Here is a 17,362-nt window from a genome sequence, read left to right as displayed (position 1 = left end):
TCCGCTGGGAAATCCGCGACGACATCCACGAAGCCTTCCTCAGCCTCGCCTGCGCCCTCATCTGCTGGCGCCAACTCCAACGTTAGGAGTTCTTATTAACGCCTGCGGTAGAGGAAGGGCCCCTTCTTAACAGCCGCAGGCCGGAGCATGGGGCGCGGGGGGCCCGGGACAGGACCCCCCGCAGGGAAGGGACGGCTGGCTGCGCTCAGCAGCCTCGAAGGTCGGCCGGCCGGCGCGCGGCCACGGCCCACCTTCATGGACGCGACTGGCATCTCGTCCACCCTGTCAACGAGGGCGTACCGAACGAGGTCACGCCGTCCCGGCGGGCCTGAGGTGTTAAAAAGGGCCCCTTCTACAACGCGAGGCGTTAAGAAGGGGCCCTTCCTTGCACGTCAGGCGGCGAGCTTGCGCGCCAGGTTCTCGTCGAGCGCGTTCATGAACTCGTCGGTGGTCAGCCACGGGGCGTCCCGCGAGATGAGCAGCGCGAGGTCCTTGGTCATCTGGCCGCCCTCGACGGTGTCCACGATGACCTTCTCCAGCGTGTCGGCGAACTCGGTGACCGCCGGGGTGCCGTCCAGCTTGCCCCGGTGGGCCAGGCCCCGGGTCCAGGCGTAGATCGAGGCGATCGGGTTGGTCGAGGTCTTTTCGCCCTTCTGGTACTGCCGGTAGTGCCGGGTGACAGTGCCGTGGGCGGCCTCGGCCTCGACGGTACGGCCGTCCGGGGAGAGCAGCACCGAGGTCATCAGGCCCAGCGAGCCGAAGCCCTGCGCGACGGTGTCGGACTGCACGTCACCGTCGTAGTTCTTGCACGCCCAGACGTATCCGCCCTCCCACTTGAGCGCGGCGGCGACCATGTCGTCGATCAGCCGGTGCTCGTAGGTGAGGCCGGCGGCCTCGAACTCGGCCTTGAACTCGTTCTCGAACACCTCGGCGAAGATGTCCTTGAACCGGCCGTCGTACGCCTTGAGGATGGTGTTCTTGGTCGACATGTAGACCGGGTAGCCGCGGTCCAGGCCGTACCGGAACGAGGCGCGGGCGAAGTCCCGGATCGACTCGTCGTAGTTGTACATGCCCATGGCGATGCCGCCGCCGGGGAAGTTGGCGACCTCCATCTCCATCGGGGTGCCGCCGTCGGCCGGGGTGTAGGTGATGGTCACCGTGCCCGGGCCGGGGACGACGAAGTCGGTGGCCTTGTACTGGTCACCGTGCGCGTGCCGGCCGATGATGATCGGCTTGGTCCAGCCCGGGACGAGCCGCGGCACGTTCGACATGATGATCGGCTCGCGGAAGACCACGCCGCCGAGGATGTTGCGGATGGTGCCGTTCGGCGACCGCCACATCTTCTTCAGGCCGAACTCCTCCACCCGGGCCTCGTCCGGGGTGATGGTGGCGCACTTGACGCCGACGCCGTGCTCCTTGATGGCGTTGGCGGCGTCGACCGTGACCTGGTCGTCGGTGGCGTCACGGTGCTGGATCGACAGGTCGTAGTAGTGCAGGTCGACGTCGAGGTAGGGCAGGATCAGCTGCTCCCGGATCTGCTTCCAGATGATCCGGGTCATCTCGTCGCCGTCGATCTCCACGACCGGGTTGTTTACCTTGATCTTCGCCATCGGCCGGCGCTCCTCTCGGGGGACACGTGCTCAAGCAGTACGAGCGTACTGGAAACTGGCCGGCAGTCCCCAGGCGGCCCGGGTGGACCGCCGGAAAAGCGGGCTGCGTCGCGCCGCGACCCGCTGGCATCATCGTCCGATGCCGCACAGCCGCACCATCGGGTCTATCACGGTCACCGCGCTCAGTGACGGCGAGGGGCCCTTCTTCCAGCCCCGCGGCGAGGCCTTTCCCGACGCCACCGAGACGCACTGGGCGGCGGCCGACCGGCTCGACCCGGGCGCGGTCACCGACGACGGCCGGTGGTGGCTGCGGTTCCGCGCGTTCGCCCTGCGGGCCGACGACGGGCCGGTCACGCTTGTCGACGCCGGGATCGGCCCGGCCGACTCCCTCGCCGCGAGCTGGGCGCCGGTGCCGGGCCGGCTCCCCGCCGAGCTGGCCGCCGCCGGGATCGATCCGGCCGACGTCCGCACCGTGGTCCTCACCCACCTGCACACCGATCATGTGGGCTGGGCCGGCCCGCTGTTCCCGAACGCGGACCACCTGGTCCAGCGCGCCGAGGTGGACGCGCTGGAGCTGTTCCACCCGGATCTGCCGGCCCGGCTGCTGACGCCGTTGCGCGCCGCCGGCCGGCTGCGGGTGGTCGACGGCGAGACGCCCCTCACCCCTGGGGTACGGCTGCTGCACACGCCCGGGCACACGCCGGGCCACCAGTCGGTGCTCATCGAGGCGGGCGACGACCGTCTCCTGATCACCGGCGACCTGCTCGTGCACGCGATCCAGCTGGCAGACCCGGCCCTCCCCTACGCACACGAGGTCGATCCGGCCACGGCCCGCCACTCCCGGCAGCACCTGCTGGCGACCCTCTCCCCCGCCCTCCTGGCCACCCCCCACCTGACCGCACCCTTCACCCCATACCCGCCGTCCCGTCGATCATGAAGTTGACGGCGGAAATGGAGATCAACTCGACCGCCAACTTCATGATCGACAGGGGGAACCGCGGGCGGGACGGCAGAAGGCCCGCCGGCGGAGCCGGCGGGCCTTCGACGCGTTTGCTACGTCACATGCTGGCGACGTCGCCCTGCTTGGCACGGACCGCCTCGGCGGCCTCCTTCAGCGCGGCCAGCTCGTCGGCGTCCAGGTCGGTCTCGACGACCCGCTTCACGCCCTCGGCGCCGATCTCGGCCTCGACGCCCAGGTAGACGCCGGAGATGCCGTACTCGCCGTCGACCCAGGCGCAGACCGGCATGACGTCGCCGGAGTCCTCGGCCACTGCCTTCGCCATCCGGGCCGCGGCGGCGGACGGGGCGTAGTACGCGGAACCGGTCTTGAGCAGCGCGACGACCTCGGCGCCACCGTTGCGGGTCTTGACGACCAGCTCCTCGATCTGCTCGGCCGGCATGACGTCACGCAGCGGCTTGCCGTTCACGGTGCTCTTGGACGGCACCGGGACCATGGTGTCGCCGTGCGAGCCGAGCGTCAGGGTCCGTACCGACTTCACCGGTACGCTCAGCGCCTCGGCGACGAAGTTGGTGAAGCGGGCGGTGTCCAGCATGCCGGCCTGGCCGAGCACCCGGTTCTTGGGGAACTGGGTGGCGAGCTGGGCCAGCGCGGTCATCTCGTCGAGCGGGTTGGACACCACGATGACGACGGCGTTCGGGGCGTACTTGGCGACGTTCTCGGAGACCTGACGGACGATCTTGGCGTTGGTCTCCAGCAGGTCCATCCGGCTCATGCCCGGCTTGCGGGGCAGGCCGGCGGTGATGACGACCACGTCCGAGCCCTCGATGGCGTCGTAGCCCTCGCCGTTCGGGCCGGTGGTGACACCGACGACCTTGGTCTCGAAGCCCTCGACCGCGCGGGACTGGTTGAGGTCGAGCGCGAGACCCGCCGGCTTGCCCTCCACGATGTCGGTGATCACGACGGTGTCGAAGACGTCGTACTCGGCCAGGCGCTGCGCGGTGGTCGAGCCGTAGAATCCGGCGCCGACGACAGTGACCTTCTTACCCATGGTCGTCCCACTCCCTGATACCAGTCGGTTTTCCGGACCGTATCAGCCATCCTGGCACCGATCGGGCCAGGGGCGGACGGTTATGACCTGGCTGGGTGTCAGCCGACCCGCTCGGCCCGTTCGACCACGTTGGTCAGGAGCATCGCGCGGGTCATCGGGCCGACGCCGCCGGGCATCGGCACCACCTTGCCGGCGACCTCGGTCACCTCCGGGTCGACGTCGCCGGTGTAGCGGCCCTTGCCGTCGTCGCCGATCACACGGGTGATGCCGACATCGACCACGGTCGCGCCCGGGTTGACCATGTCGGCGGTGAGCAGGCCCGGCACGCCGGCGGCGACGATGACGACGTCGGCGGCGCGGGTGTGCGCGGCGAGGTCGAGCGTGCCGGTGTGGCAGAGCGTCACTGTGGCGTTCTCGCTGCGCCGGGTCAGCAGCAGGCCCAGCGGGCGGCCGACGGTGTTGCCCCGGCCGACGACCGCCACGTTCGCGCCGCGCAGCGGCACGTCGTGCCGGCGCAGCAGCTCGACGATGCCGCGTGGGGTGCAGGGCAGCGGCGCGTCGTACCCGAGGACGAGCCGGCCCAGGTTGACCGGGTGCAGCCCGTCGGCGTCCTTGTCCGGGTCGATCGACTCCAGGGCACGCTGGGTGTCGAGGTGCCCGGGGAGCGGGAGCTGGACGATGTAGCCGTGGCAGGCCGGGTCGGCGTTCAGCTCGGCGAGCGCCGCGTCGAGCTGCTCCTGGGTGGCGTCGGCCGGCAGCGCGACCCGCAGCGAGGCGATGCCGACCTCGGCGCAGTCGCGGTGCTTGCCGTTGACGTACGCCTGGGAACCGGGGTCCTCCCCGACCAGCACCGTGCCGAGACCGGGGGTGATGCCGCGTTCCGCGAGCGCCTTGACCCGGGCTCGTAGCTCGTCCTTGATCTCCGCCGCGGTGGCCTTGCCGTCCAGGATCGTCGCCGTCACGTCGTGATCGTCTCACGTCCACAGCCGAGGCCGGACGACGACGGCCGACGATCACGCTCAACAACGTGGCAGAAGTCACGGAGAGTTACCAACCACCGGACGCGCAGGGCGAGCCGGAGCCGGGCGGGCACACACCGGACGTTCGGAGCCGACACCCCAGAGCCATCCGACGTCACCTCGACCGGGCCACCGATGACGAACAAAAGGCCAGTTCAGCACCACTACTAGCAGGCGGGAGCAACGACGGCAAGGTTCGGCGAACACGATCAGTCATCAATTGACCACGCATCAGTTGTCGAGGGGCCGACCCGCGACCTACGGTTACCACTCGTTGCGCAGAGTCACCCAGCGTCGGGACGACCGCGCAGCGTGAGGAGATGAGGAGACCCCCATGCGTGTTCGTAGGCTCGCGGCCTGGGCCGCGCTCCCGCTCGCGGTGACGCTCGGCCTGACGGCCTGCGGCTCGGGCGGCAGCGGCGGCGGCACCGGCGACTCCGACGCGGCCGTGCGGATCGAGATCGCCGAGCCGCAGCACCTGGTGCCCACAAACACAAACGAGACGAGCGGCTCCCAGGTCCTGTCGGCCCTGTTCAGCCCGCTCATCGACTACGACGACGCGAACAAGCCGCACGAGGTGGCGGCCGATTCGGTGACGACGTCGGACAACAAGGTCTGGACGATCAAGCTGAAGCCCGGCTACACGTTCCACAACGGCGAGCAGGTCACCGCCGACAACTACATCGACGCCTGGAACTACGGCGCGTACGCGCCGAACGGCCAGAACTCCAGCTACTTCTTCGAGAAGGTGGCCGGCTACGACGACCTCCAGGGCGAGAGCCCGAAGGCCAAGACGCTCAGCGGCCTGAAGAAGGTCGACGACCTGACCTTCACCGTGACGCTCAGCGAGCCGTACGTGGACTTCAAGTCCATGCTCGGCTACACCGCCTTCTACCCGCTGCCCGAGGCGGCCTTCTCCGCGCCGGGCGTGCTGGCCGAGGGCTACGAGCAGGCGCCGATCGGCCAGGGCCCGTTCAAGATGAAGGGCACCTGGCAGCACGACGCCAAGGTCGAGGTGGAGCGCTACGACGCGTTCCCGGGCCAGCAGCCCAAGGTCGGCGGCGTCGAGTTCCGCATCTACCAGCAGCCGACCGCCGCGTACGCGGACGTGCTGTCGGACAACCTCGACGTGATCAAGACGATCCCGACCGAGAACCTGTCCACCGCCGCGACCGACCTGGGCGACCGCTTCCTCCAGAGCCCGGCCTCGTCGCTGCAGGTGCTGGCCTTCCCGACGTTCCAGGAGGAGTTCAGCAAGCCCGAGGTGCGCAAGGCGATCTCGATGGCGATCGACCGGGACGAGATCACCAAGTCGATCTTCAAGGACTCGCAGCAGCCGGCCCGCTCGTTCGTCTCGCCGGTGGTCGCGGGTTACCGGGAGAACACCATCGGCACCGCCGGCGCGTTCGACCCGGTCAAGGCCAAGGCCGCGTACGAGGCCGCGGGCGGCCCGAAGAAGATCGAGCTGTCCTACAACGGCGACGGCGGCCACAAGGACTGGGTCGACGCGACCTGCAACCAGCTCAAGGCCAACCTGGGCGTGGAGTGCGTGGGCACCGCGGAGCCGAAGTTCGCGGACCTGCTGACCAAGGTCAAGCAGAAGCAGCCGGTCGGCCTGTTCCGGATGGGCTGGGTCATGGACTACCCGTCCATGGAGAACTACCTCGGCCCGCTGTACAGCAGCACCGGCTCGTCGAACTACTACGGCTACAGCAACCCGGAGTTCGACAAGCTGCTCGCCGAGGGCGCCCGCGCGGCCACCGAGGACGAGGCGATCGAGAAGTACCAGGCGGCGGAGGACCTGCTCGCGCAGGACATGCCGGTGATCCCGCTGCGGTACGGGCAGAACAACTTCGGCCACTCGACCAAGGTCAAGAACGTCCACGTGGACCTCTTCGACCGGGTGGACCTGGTGAAGATCGAACGCGCCTGACACCCCGCTGACGGGCCGGGCCACCCCCACCGGGTGGCCCGGCCCTGGCATTGGCCCGCATTTCGCCTGGTTTCGGCAGACTTGCCAGCATGCTCCGCTTCATCCTGCGGCGACTGCTCCAGATGGTCCTCGCGTTCTTCGGGACCACACTGATCGTCTACGCGCTGATGTTCGCCGGGCAGGGCGACCCGATCCAGGCCCTCGCCGGGGAGCGGCCGGTGACCGCGGCGCAGCGGGCCTACCTGACCGAGAAGTACCACCTGGACGCGACAGGTGTCGGCGGCTTCTTCTACCGCTACTTCGACTACCTGCGCGGCCTGGTCCAGGGTGACCTCGGGCAGTCGCTCACCGGGCGGCAGATCAGCGACATCCTCGCCGCCGCGTGGCCGGTCACCGTGAAGCTCGCCGTGATCGCGATGGCCGTGACGGTGATCTTCGGGGTCACCGCCGGCGTGATCGCGGCGATCCGCCGCTCCGGCGTGTTCGACCACGCCACACTCGTGCTCACGCTGCTGGTGCTCGGCATCCCCACCATCGTGCTGGCCCCGCTGGCCCAGTACTTCCTCGGCGTACGCTGGCCGGTCTTCCCGCCCACCGCCGGAGCGCAACCCTCCTTCTACGCGCTGCTGCTGCCGGGCATCGTGCTCGGCTCGCTCTCCCTGGCCACCGCGCTGCGGCTGACCCGTACCTCGGTGACCGAGAACCTGCGCGCCGACTACGTCCGCACCGCCCGGTCCAAAGGGCTGCGGCGACGCCGCATCGTCGGCGTGCACGTGCTGCGCAACTCGCTCATCCCGGTGATCACCTTCCTCGGCGTCGAGCTGGGCAACCTGATGGGCGGCGCGATCATCACCGAGGGCGTCTTCAACGTTCCCGGCGTCGGCTTCAACCTGTTCCGCGGCATCCGCACCGAGGACGGCCCGCTGGTGGTCGGCATCGTCAGCGTGCTCGTCGTGGTCTACCTGCTGTCCAACCTGGTGGTGGACGTGCTCTACGCCGTCCTCGACCCGAGGATCCGCTATGAGTGAGCACAGCGAGGTGCGGCCGTGAGTGACTTCGAGACGGTCGCGGCGACCGAGAACCAGGCCGCGCGGCGCGGTGTCTCCGGCGAACCGGGCACGCCCGGCCGGGCCGGGCGGCCGGACCGGGCCCGCAGCCTGGCCGGGGACGCCTGGCGGGACCTGCGCCGCAACCCGGTCTTCTGGATCAGCCTGCTGCTGGTGGTGCTGGTCGCCGCCATGGCCGTGGCGCCGGGGCTGTTCGCCGCCAACGACCCGCGCGACTGCGTGCTCTCCCGGCAGCACGCCGGGCCGTCCGGCGGGGCCGTCTTCGGGTACGACTTCCAGGGCTGCGACACGTTCGCCAGGGCCGTCTACGGCGCTCGCGCCTCGCTGCTCGTCGGTGCGTTCTCCGCGCTGATCACCGGTGTGATCGCACTCGTCGTCGGCATGGTCGCCGGCTACTTCGGCGGCTGGGTCGACGCGGTGCTGTCCCGGGTGATCGACATCGTGCTCGGCATCCCGCTGCTGCTGGCCGCGATCGTGCTGCTCAAGCGCGTGAGCACCAGCGGCGACACGGTACGGCTCTTCGCGGTGATCCTCGTGCTGGCGCTGCTCGGCTGGACCACCGCGGCCCGGGTCGTCCGCTCCTCGGTGATCACCGCCCGGGAGCAGGACTACGTGGCAGCCGCCCGGATGCTCGGAGCCGGCAACGGCCGGATCATGTGGCGGCACATCCTGCCGAACGCGCTCGCCCCGGCCATCGTGGTGCTCACCATCGCGCTCGGGTCGTTCATCGCGGCCGAGGCGACGCTGAGCTTCCTCGGCATCGGCCTGAAGGCGCCGACCATCTCGTGGGGCATCGACATCGACGCCGGGCGGGTGCACATGCGCGAGTCCGCGACGCCGCTGATCGTGCCGTCGACGTTCCTCGCCCTGACCGTGCTCGCCTTCATCATGCTCGGCGACGCGATCCGCGACGCCTTCGACCCGAAGCTGCGGTGACCCGTGCGAGCGCGAGGAGTGAGCGCAGCGAGCCCCGCAGTCGCGAGCGAAAGGCAGGCACAGCCATGACCCAGTCGTCGGTCCGGCCCACGCCGGCCTCACCCACCCCGCCCGGCGGGCACCTGCTGGAGGTACGGGACCTGCACGTCGAGTTCCGTACCCGGGAGGGCGTGGCGCGCGTGATCAACGGGGTGACGTACCACCTGGACGCCGGTGAGACGCTCGCGGTGCTGGGCGAGTCCGGCTCCGGCAAGTCCGTCACCGCCCAGGCGATCATGGGCATCCTGGACACCCCGCCCGCGTACGTGCGCGGCGGGCAGATCCTCTACCAGGGGCGGGACCTGCTCGCCCGCCCGGAGGAGGAGCGCCGGCAGATCCGCGGCGCCGAGATCGCGATGATCTTCCAGGACGCGCTGTCGGCGCTGAACCCGGTCTTCCCGGTCGGCTGGCAGATCGGCGAGTCGCTGCGCGAGCGGGCCGGCATGTCGCGGGCCGACGCGCGCAGGCGGACCGTCGAGCTGATGGACCTGGTCCGGATCCCGGCCGCGGCGAAGCGGCTCGGCGACTACCCGCACCAGTTCTCCGGCGGCATGCGGCAACGCGTCATGATCGCGATGGCGCTGGCGCTGGACCCGAAGGTGCTGATCGCCGACGAGCCCACCACGGCGCTGGACGTCACAGTGCAGGCGCAGATCATGGACCTCCTGGCCGACCTGCGCCGGGATCTCGGCATGGCGCTCGTCCTGATCACCCACGACCTGGGCGTGGTCGCCGGTGTGGCGGACCGGATCGCGGTCATGTACGCGGGCCGGATCGTCGAGCACGCCGACGTGCACGCGCTGTACCGGGCACCGGCCCACCCGTACACGAAGGGGTTGCTGGAGTCGATCCCGCGACTGGACGTGCGCGGCCAGGCGCTGTCCAGCATCCGCGGGTTGCCGCCGAACCTGATGGCGATCCCGTCCGGCTGCCCGTTCCACCCCCGGTGCCCGTACGTCCAGCCGGTCTGCGTGGACGAGGTGCCGCACGACCTGGTGCTCGGCGACGGTCGGACCAGCGCGTGTCACTTCGCCCAGGAGGTGCACGATGACCGCGACGGCTGAACCCGCGAAGGTGCGCGGCGAGACGATCCTCGCCGTCGACCAGCTGGTCAAGCACTTCCCGATCAGCCAGGGCGTGCTGTTCAAGAAGACCATCGGCCAGGTCAAGGCCGTCGACGGCGTCTCGTTCGAGCTGCGGCGCGGTGAGACGCTCGGCGTGGTGGGCGAGTCCGGGTGCGGCAAGTCGACGCTGGCCCGGCTGCTCATGCGCCTGGAGACGCCCACCGCCGGGCGGGTCACACTGGAGGGACGCGACCTGCTCCGGGCCACCGGGGCGGACCTGCGCCGGCTGCGCCGGAACATGCAGATGGTGATGCAGGATCCGTACACCTCGCTGAACCCGCGGATGACTGTCGGCGACATCGTCGGCGAGCCGTTCGAGATCCACCCCGACGTCGCGCCGAAGCGCAGCCGGCGGCAGCGGGTGCAGGAGCTGCTGGACGTGGTCGGGCTCAACCCGGAGCATGTCAACCGCTACCCGCACCAGTTCTCCGGCGGCCAGCGGCAGCGCATCGGCATCGCCCGGGCGCTCGCGCTGCGGCCCGAGATCATCGTCTGCGACGAGCCGGTGTCGGCCCTCGACGTGTCCATCCAGGCCCAGGTGATCAACCTGTTGGAGCAGCTCCAGGACGAGCTGGGGCTGTCGTACATCTTCATCGCCCACGACCTGTCGGTGGTGCGGCACATCTCCGACCGGGTCGCGGTGATGTACCTGGGCCGGATCGTGGAGATCGGCACCGAGGAGCAGATCTACCAGCGCGCGACCCACCCGTACACCCAGGCGCTGCTGTCGGCGGTGCCGGTGCCCGACCCGGAGGCCCGCGACCGGCGGACCATCATCCGGCTCACCGGCGACGTGCCCAGCCCGGCCGAGCCGCCGTCCGGCTGCCACTTCCGGACCCGCTGCTGGAAGGCCGAGGAGGTCTGCGCGACGCAGGACCCGCAGGCGGTGCCCCGCGCGGCGGACCCGCACCCCAGCGCCTGCCACTTCGCCGAGGTGCGCACCGAGGTGTGACGACGAAGGCCCCGTCCCCCGGAGGAAGAGGGGGCGGGGCCTCCGATGCGGGCACGCGTGCGGAAGGCGGACCCGGACGAACCCGAGCGGGCCCCGGCGGCGTGAGGCGCGCCGCCGTACCGGCGCACGGCAGCTCGCGGCGGAACCGCCGGGTCGACGCGGCGGGTTCCGGTGCGGCGCCGATGCGGCGTCCCGGTGCGGGCTGCGGGGTTCGGTGCGGCTCAGGCGGCCGGCGGGGCGCGCGCGGCGAGCGGGCCACGCGGCGGGAGCGGCACGACCGGCGGCCGAGGCGCGGACGCGACCGGCTCCGGCACGACCGGGCCGGCCACGCGCGGGAGCGCGGCCGGGGCCAGGTCGTCCGGGCCGTCGGTGTAGCCGAGGCCGCCGCCGTGGTCGTGCCACGGCCCGGCGACAAGCTCCGACCAGGAGATTCCGGGGTACGCGGCACGCAGCGCGACAGCGCTCGTTCCGCTCGCCGAGGCGGTGGCCGCAGCGGGCGGCGCGGCCGATCCCAGTCCGGCCAGGACGAACGCCAGCGTGACGACGACGGCGATCAACCGGTCGCGAACGCGCATGGCACACCTGCCGGGCTCACAGACAGCGGAGACGCTCGATCGTCGCCGCGCACACGCTAGCAACCGCCTCCGGCGGCGGGCAACGGCCCGGCGTCCGGGTGCGTCAGTCGTGTGGACGACCGACGCGCCCGGACGGGCCGGGCCGGACCGGTCAGTGGAAGAAGTGCCGGGTGCCGGTCAGGTACATGGTGACGCCGGCCGCCTTGCAGGCCGCGATGGTCTCCTCGTCGCGGATCGAGCCGCCCGGCTGCACGATCGCCCGCACCCCGGCGTCGATGAGGATCTGCGGACCGTCGGCGAACGGGAAGAACGCGTCCGAGGCGCAGACCGAGCCGCGGGCCCGCTCGTCACCGGCCCGGCTGACCGCCAGCCGCGCCGAGTCCACCCGGTTCACCTGTCCCATGCCGACACCGACGGTGGCGCCGTCGCGGGCCAGCAGGATCGCGTTGCTCTTGACCGCGCGTACCGCCCGCCAGGCGAACGCCAGGTCACGCAGCGTCGCCTCGTCGGCCGGGTCGCCGGTGGCCAGCGTCCAGCCGGACGGGTCGTCGCCGGGTGCGTCGACCGCGTCCCGCGTCTGCACCAGCACGCCGCCGCTGACCTGCCGCCACTCCGCCGGCCGCACGGCGAACGCTGGCGCCCGCAGCAGGCGGAGGTTCTTCTTGGCCCGCAGCAGGTCCAGCGCGTCCTCGTCGAAGCCGGGCGCCACAAGCACCTCGGTGAAGATCTCCGCGACCTGACCGGCCAGCGCCGCGTCGACCGGCCGGTTCACCGCGATCACGCCGCCGAACGCGGAGACCGGGTCGCAGGCGTGCGCCCTCCGGTGCGCCTCGGCGACGTCCGCGCCCACAGCGATGCCGCACGGGTTGGCGTGCTTGATGATCGCCACCGCCGGCTGGTCCGGGAAGTCGTTGGCGGCCCGCCAGGCGGCGTCCGCGTCGACGTAGTTGTTGTAGGACATCTCCTTGCCGTGCAACTGCTCGGCCTGGGCCAGCCCGGCCGGCGCGCCCGGGTCGGTGTAGAGCGCCGCCGCCTGGTGCGGGTTCTCGCCGTACCGCAGCACCGCCTGGCGGCGCAGCGCCAGCCCGGCGAACCGCGGCCAGCCGTCCTCGGCCGGCGACACGGTGGTGGCGAACCAGTCGGCCACCGCGACGTCGTAGTCGGCGATGTCGGCGAACGCACGGGCCGCCAGCGCCCGGCGCTCGGCCAGCGTGAACCCACCCTCGGCGAGCGCGGCCCGCACCGCCGGGTACGCGGCCGGGTCGGTCACCACCGCCACCGAGGCGTGGTTCTTCGCCGCGGCCCGCACCATCGCCGGACCGCCGATGTCGATCTGCTCCACGCACTCGTCGGTGTCGGCGCCGGAGGCGACAGTGGCCTGGAACGGGTAGAGGTTGGAGACCAGCAGGTCGATGCCGCCGATGCCGTGCTCGTCGAGCTGGGCGGCGTGCGCGTCCTTGCGCAGGTCGGCGAGGAGGCCGCCGTGGATCTTCGGGTGCAGCGTCTTGACCCGCCCGTCGAGGATCTCCGGGGAGCCGGTGACCTGCTCGACCGGCGTCACCGGCACCCCCGCGCCGGCGATCGTCGACGCGGTGCTCCCTGTCGACACGATCTCCACGCCGGCCTCGTGCAGGGCGCGGGCCAGCTCGGCCAGGCCGGTCTTGTCGTAGACGCTGACCAGCGCGCGCCGGATCGGGCGGCGGCCGGCGTCCTCAGTGGCGTTCACGGGATGGTGACCTTTCTGCCGGTGATCGTCCAACCTTCACGGACCAGGCGGCCGACCTGCTCGACGAGCTGGCGCCGCTCGGCGGACTTGATGCGCTCGGTGAGCGTGTCCTCGTCGTCGTCGTCGTGCACCGGCACGGCGACCTGGGCCACGATCGGGCCGGTGTCCATGCCGGCGTCGACGAAGAACAGGGTGGCCCCGGTGACCTTCACGCCGTACGCCAGCGCGTCGCGGGGGCCGTGGATGCCGGGGAACGCCGGCAGCAGCGTGTTGTGCGTGTTGAGGTAGCGGTCGCCGAACGCGGTCAGGAACTCCGGGCCGACCAGTTTGAGGAAGCCGGCGCTGATGACCAGGTCGGGCCGGTGCTCGGCGACCCGCGCGGTGAGCGCCTTGTCCCAGTCGGCGCGGGTGGGGTGGTCCTTGACGCGCTCGACGAAGGACGGCACACCCGCGGTGGCGGCCCGGTCCAGGCCGGCGATCCCGTCCCGGTCGGCGCCGACGGCGACCACCCGGGCGCCGTACCCGGGGTCGGCGGTGGCGTCCAGCAACGCCTGGAGGTTGCTGCCGGAGCCGGAGACGAGGACGACGAGGCGGGCGACGGACGCGGGCTCGGTCACCGGGTAACCCTATCGGGCAGGTCAGGCGGCTTGGCTGCGGGGCGGCAGCCCATCGGCTGACCTCGCCGGTGGCATGATCGCGGTACGCTGCCGGTCGCCCGGTGTCCGGTCTCGCGCCCGGCCCGCACCCCCACACAGAACCCGGCACGCCGCGTGCCGTCGGACCGAGGAGTATTTCGCATGCAGCCCGGATACCCCCCGCAGCAGCCGCAGCAGATCGACAACAACATGACGATGTCCATCGTCGCGATCTTCCTGTTCTGGCCGCTCGCGATCCCGGCCATCATCAACGCGTCGAAGGTCAACCCGCTGATCCAGCAGGGTGACTACGCCGGCGCCCAGGCCGCCGCCGCCGAGTCCAAGAAGTGGTCCAAGTGGGCCCTCATCGTCGGCCTGGTCTGGATCGGCATCATCGTGGTGTGTTGCCTCTTCGGCGGCCTGGCCGGTCTCGTCAGTGGCGGCAGCACAAACTGACCGACAACCCGAACCGATCTGAGGAGCACCCAGACATGCAGCCCGGTTACCCCGGACAGGACCCGTACGGCCAGCAGCCGAACCAGGATCCGAACGCTCAGCCGCACGACCCGTACGCCCAGCCGCCGCAGGCCCCGCAGTACGGGCAGCAGCCGCAGTACGGGCAGCAGCCCACCTCGGGCCAGCCGTACGGCCAGCCCACCTCGGGTCAGCCCGCCTACGGCCAGGACCCGTACGCGCAGCAGCAGCCGTACGGCGCCGCGCCGCAGTACCCGGGCGCCGGCTACCCGGCGGGACCGGGCCAGGCCCCGAACAACACGCTGGGCCTCGTGTCGATGATCCTCGGTATCGCGTCGATCCCGACGATCTGCTGCTTCTACCTGGGCATCCCGCTCGGTATCGCCGCGGTCGTCACCGGCTACCTGGGCCGCCAGAAGGCCGCGCAGGGGCTCGCCAACAACGACGGTCAGGCCAAGACCGGCCTGATCTGCGGCGCGATCGGCGCCGGCCTGGGCATCGTCCTGATCATCCTGAGCGTGGTCGCCAACGTCAGCCTGCCGGCCCAGCCCTGATCGTCCCCCGTCAGGGGCGTCCACCGGCCGGTGGGCGCCCCTGACGCGTCTGTCGCCCTCGGTGACGACGACGGGTCGGCGTGCGCGGGTCAGCGTGCGGGGTGGCGGCGGTCAGCGGGCGCGGGTCAGCGTGCGGGTGGCGGCGGCGCCGAGCACCGCGCCCACCCCGATCACCAGCGTGGCCACCGCTGCCACCGCCCACGGCGACGGGCCGATCTCGGCCAGCCGGCCGCCGCCGAGCGACCCGCCGGAGGCCGCCGCGAACAGCCCGAGCAGCGCGCCGGCGACCGGCCCGGCGAGCACGGCCGGCAGCAGCAGCGCCGGCCAGCCCACCTCGGACCGCTCCTCGGCCGCCGTGCGCAGCAGCCGCCGGGCCAGCAGCCAGCCGGCCGCCATCGCGGCCAGCAACGGCACGGCCAGCAACGCGCCACCCAGCCCGTCCATCGGCCCGCGCGGCAGGCCGGCCAGCAGCGGTACGGCCGGCAGCGCGCCGACGGAGACCTCGCTCGTGCGTACGGCGCTGTCGGTGCCGACCGCGAACCCGGGACCGAGCAGGTAGCTGGCCGACCAGGCGGTGGCGTTCGGCGCGTAGGCGAGGCTGACCAGGGTGATGCCCGCCTGACCGGCCACCCCGGTCTGGTAGGCCCCGATCATGTCGGCCGCGTCGCCGCCACCGGTGGCCACCGCCAGCCCGGCCGCACCGGCGCCCGCGCCACACAGGAGCAGCGCCGCTACCAGTCCGGTACGCAGGCCGTCGCGCACCGGTGGTGGGCAGCGCGCGGCCAGCAGCGCCCAGGCGCCCGTGGTGCGCAGCGCGCCGACCAGCGCGCCCGCCACGCCGAACACGGCGAACGTGAGCGCGGCAGTGACCGGGGAGACCCGCAGGCCGCCCGCGTCGACAGCGAACGCGGCGAGCGCGCCGAGCAGCGCGTACCCGATGCCGACGGCGACCGCGACGGTGAGTGCCTGGCGCGGCGAGCCCGCCCCGCGCGCCCCGACGGCCCGGCTGACGTGCACCCCGGCGCGGGTGAGCCGCCAGACGGCGAGCGCGCTGAGCGCGAGCGGCGCCAGGCCCAGCGGCCCGGCGGTGGTCTGCAACGGGACCCCGTGGCCGAGCAGCCAGCCGGCCAGGCCGGCGCGCAACGCGCCGCCGAACGACCCGGCGTCCTCGCTGAGCTGGGCGAGGCCCAGCACCGCGGAGACCGGCAGCCAGGAGGTCAGCGCCGCCCAGAGCGCGGCCACCCCGGCGGCGACCGGCAGCGGGGCCCGGCTGCGCGGCTCCTCGCCCGATCGGGGCGCGGGCACCCGCGCGGCCGGACGGGCGCGGCCGGGCGGCCGGACGCCGGCCGAGGGACCGGTGGCCGGACGGCGGGGCTGGTCAGGGGTGACGCGTGACATCGTGTCTACTCTGGCACGCCGCGCGAAGGACGGCAGTCCGATACCGGGTCGGCAGCGTGGCGAGTTCGCCGAACCCCGGCCGGGCGGCGGTGATCCGGTCTAGCCTCGGCCTCAGACGCGACCGTTCCCGTCGCGGCGCCGACCGCCCGGAGGAAGCCGTGCACGCTCCGTATCCGCCGCCACCGCCGCCACCGGCCGTCGGCCGCGACCGGACCACGCTCTGGGGCGTCCTCGGCATCGTCTTCGGCCTGTTCTGCTGCGGCATCCTGGGCATCGTCTTCGGCGCGCTGTCGATCCGCGACGCCCGGCGCAACCGCAGGTCGCAGTTGCTCGGCTGGCTGGGCGTCGCGTTCGGCGTGATCAACATCGTCGCCAGCGCCATCGTGCGCGCCCGGGGCAACTCGTACTACCCGTACTGGTACCGCTGAAGGACCGGGGCCGGAAAGTCGATCTCCCGGGGCAGGTCCACCGGATTCCGATGGACCTGCCCCGGGAGTGTCTGACCCGGTGGGAGTCCCGTCAGTAGCTGACCACCACTCGGCTGACGTTGAGCGTGCCGCTGCTCTTGATGGTGAAGTGGTAATTGCCCTTGGCAACGTCGCCGAAGTAGAGGTAACCGTCACCGCCGACGCAGCTGATGGTGCCCCGCTTCACCTCGGTGTCCGGGCCTGTGGCCTCCCGATATACCGCGACCGTGGGGTTGTAGCTGCACTGACGGAACCAGATGTAGCCGTTTGTGGAATCCTTGTTGTTGTCGTACCAGGTACGCGACTCGAATCCACTCCCCGCCCCGCTGATGCTGCTCTCCCACGAGGCTTCGGCGTAGGCGGCGCTTGACACTCCGACCGCCGCCACCGTGCCGATCGCGATTCCGGCGAGTGCGAGCCGGGCGCTTTTCTTGTTCATCTCTTCCCCTTCCGAGCCATGGACGAAGCCAGCGACTGGCGCCGGGACAGCAGGGGGAATTGCGTACGGTTCCCTTCGACGAACCAGTGCGCCGACCGTCGCGCGCCGATCGGAAGAGAGGTCGAAGGAATGACGCGTGCAGTTGCCGCTTTGAGCCCCCCGTGGGCCAACGCTGAGCGAGACGCTATCCGAGGTCAAGCAAGATAGTCAATACAGGACGCACGCGTGCGACCCTGTCGTATCGCTAGTGGATCTGCGCCGACAGGGGGCGGCCCCTGACACGCCGGCGGGGGTGCCGTCCCGACGCCCGTCGTGACCGATGGCCGACAAAGCGGTTGCCAGGTGCCGGAATTTGTCCTGTTCCACGGCCCTTTTAGCTGCATTATCGAGCCAACCACCCCGGCA

At 71.5% G+C, this 17,362-nt stretch carries 17 protein-coding genes; 9 read left to right on the top strand and 8 right to left on the bottom strand.

The window, feature by feature from the left end; all coding sequences use genetic code 11:
- Positions 1 to 392: 392 nt before the first annotated feature.
- The gene (locus AB0C17_RS21040; RefSeq protein WP_013288497.1) at positions 393 to 1,610 is read right to left on the bottom strand and encodes an NADP-dependent isocitrate dehydrogenase; all 1,218 of its coding nucleotides are present in this window, start codon (positions 1,608 to 1,610) and stop codon (positions 393 to 395) included.
- 139 nt (positions 1,611 to 1,749) lie between these two features.
- Between AB0C17_RS21040 and AB0C17_RS21035 the strand changes: the two genes are divergently transcribed.
- Positions 1,750 to 2,547 (top strand): MBL fold metallo-hydrolase, encoded by a 798-nt coding sequence (locus AB0C17_RS21035; RefSeq protein WP_357472024.1) that lies wholly within the window; start codon positions 1,750 to 1,752, stop codon positions 2,545 to 2,547.
- A gap of 121 nt (positions 2,548 to 2,668) precedes the next feature.
- Here AB0C17_RS21035 and mdh read toward each other — a convergent pair whose 3' ends face one another.
- The gene (mdh, locus tag AB0C17_RS21030) at positions 2,669 to 3,619 is read right to left on the bottom strand and encodes a malate dehydrogenase (RefSeq protein ID WP_357388791.1); all 951 of its coding nucleotides are present in this window, start codon (positions 3,617 to 3,619) and stop codon (positions 2,669 to 2,671) included.
- A 98-nt stretch (positions 3,620 to 3,717) separates the two neighbouring features.
- Positions 3,718 to 4,581, bottom strand: a complete 864-nt coding sequence (locus tag AB0C17_RS21025) for a bifunctional methylenetetrahydrofolate dehydrogenase/methenyltetrahydrofolate cyclohydrolase (RefSeq protein ID WP_357472021.1) — start codon at positions 4,579 to 4,581, stop codon at positions 3,718 to 3,720.
- Between the two features lie 391 nt (positions 4,582 to 4,972).
- Between AB0C17_RS21025 and AB0C17_RS21020 the strand changes: the two genes are divergently transcribed.
- The 5 genes from AB0C17_RS21020 (at position 4,973) to AB0C17_RS21000 (ending at position 10,689) form a co-directional block, all read left to right on the top strand.
- Positions 4,973 to 6,571: an ABC transporter substrate-binding protein gene (locus AB0C17_RS21020; RefSeq protein ID WP_357472018.1), complete on the top strand. Its 1,599-nt coding sequence runs from the start codon at positions 4,973 to 4,975 to the stop codon at positions 6,569 to 6,571.
- An 89-nt stretch (positions 6,572 to 6,660) separates the two neighbouring features.
- Positions 6,661 to 7,599, top strand: coding sequence for an ABC transporter permease (locus AB0C17_RS21015; RefSeq protein ID WP_357388797.1), 939 nt, complete (start codon positions 6,661 to 6,663; stop codon positions 7,597 to 7,599).
- An 18-nt stretch (positions 7,600 to 7,617) separates the two neighbouring features.
- Complete coding sequence (locus AB0C17_RS21010; protein WP_357388799.1) at positions 7,618 to 8,574, top strand: ABC transporter permease; 957 nt, start codon at positions 7,618 to 7,620, stop codon at positions 8,572 to 8,574.
- Between the two features lie 65 nt (positions 8,575 to 8,639).
- Entirely contained in the window at positions 8,640 to 9,677 is a 1,038-nt protein-coding gene (locus AB0C17_RS21005) for an ABC transporter ATP-binding protein (RefSeq protein ID WP_357472015.1), read from the top strand.
- Positions 9,661 to 10,689: a dipeptide ABC transporter ATP-binding protein gene (locus AB0C17_RS21000; protein ID WP_357472012.1), complete on the top strand. Its 1,029-nt coding sequence runs from the start codon at positions 9,661 to 9,663 to the stop codon at positions 10,687 to 10,689. Before AB0C17_RS21005 ends, AB0C17_RS21000 begins: the two co-directional genes overlap by 17 nt.
- A 221-nt stretch (positions 10,690 to 10,910) precedes the next feature.
- Here AB0C17_RS21000 and AB0C17_RS20995 read toward each other — a convergent pair whose 3' ends face one another.
- The 3 genes from AB0C17_RS20995 to purN all read right to left on the bottom strand — a co-directional run bounded on the left by AB0C17_RS20995 (position 10,911) and on the right by purN (position 13,607).
- Entirely contained in the window at positions 10,911 to 11,264 is a 354-nt protein-coding gene (locus tag AB0C17_RS20995; RefSeq protein WP_357472009.1) for a hypothetical protein, read from the bottom strand.
- Between the two features lie 151 nt (positions 11,265 to 11,415).
- Positions 11,416 to 12,990, bottom strand: coding sequence for a bifunctional phosphoribosylaminoimidazolecarboxamide formyltransferase/IMP cyclohydrolase (purH, locus tag AB0C17_RS20990; RefSeq protein ID WP_357472006.1), 1,575 nt, complete (start codon positions 12,988 to 12,990; stop codon positions 11,416 to 11,418).
- The gene (gene purN, locus AB0C17_RS20985) at positions 12,987 to 13,607 is read right to left on the bottom strand and encodes a phosphoribosylglycinamide formyltransferase (RefSeq protein ID WP_357388809.1); all 621 of its coding nucleotides are present in this window, start codon (positions 13,605 to 13,607) and stop codon (positions 12,987 to 12,989) included. The genes purH and purN overlap by 4 nt, the downstream gene beginning before the upstream one ends.
- A gap of 180 nt (positions 13,608 to 13,787) precedes the next feature.
- Between purN and AB0C17_RS20980 the strand changes: the two genes are divergently transcribed.
- Together AB0C17_RS20980 and AB0C17_RS20975 are read left to right on the top strand one after the other, a co-directional pair.
- Positions 13,788 to 14,081, top strand: coding sequence for a CD225/dispanin family protein (locus tag AB0C17_RS20980; protein WP_357472003.1), 294 nt, complete (start codon positions 13,788 to 13,790; stop codon positions 14,079 to 14,081).
- Between the two features lie 35 nt (positions 14,082 to 14,116).
- A complete protein-coding gene (locus AB0C17_RS20975) occupies positions 14,117 to 14,653 on the top strand; it encodes a DUF4190 domain-containing protein (RefSeq protein ID WP_357472000.1) in 537 nt (178 codons plus the stop codon).
- A 111-nt stretch (positions 14,654 to 14,764) separates the two neighbouring features.
- On the opposite strand, the gene AB0C17_RS20970 is transcribed toward AB0C17_RS20975, so the two are convergent.
- Positions 14,765 to 16,051, bottom strand: coding sequence for a DUF6350 family protein (locus tag AB0C17_RS20970; RefSeq protein WP_357471996.1), 1,287 nt, complete (start codon positions 16,049 to 16,051; stop codon positions 14,765 to 14,767).
- 158 nt (positions 16,052 to 16,209) lie between these two features.
- On the opposite strand from AB0C17_RS20970, the gene AB0C17_RS20965 reads away from it, so the two are divergent.
- Entirely contained in the window at positions 16,210 to 16,479 is a 270-nt protein-coding gene (locus AB0C17_RS20965) for a DUF4190 domain-containing protein (RefSeq protein WP_357388817.1), read from the top strand.
- Between the two features lie 91 nt (positions 16,480 to 16,570).
- Here AB0C17_RS20965 and AB0C17_RS20960 read toward each other — a convergent pair whose 3' ends face one another.
- The gene (locus AB0C17_RS20960; protein ID WP_357388819.1) at positions 16,571 to 16,957 is read right to left on the bottom strand and encodes a hypothetical protein; all 387 of its coding nucleotides are present in this window, start codon (positions 16,955 to 16,957) and stop codon (positions 16,571 to 16,573) included.
- Between the last annotated feature and the right edge of the window lie 405 nt (positions 16,958 to 17,362).

It is taken from the genome of Micromonospora sp. NPDC048887, assembly GCF_040649715.1.
GTDB lineage: Bacteria > Actinomycetota > Actinomycetes > Mycobacteriales > Micromonosporaceae > Micromonospora.
This window is presented reverse-complemented; position numbering and strand designations above follow the sequence as displayed.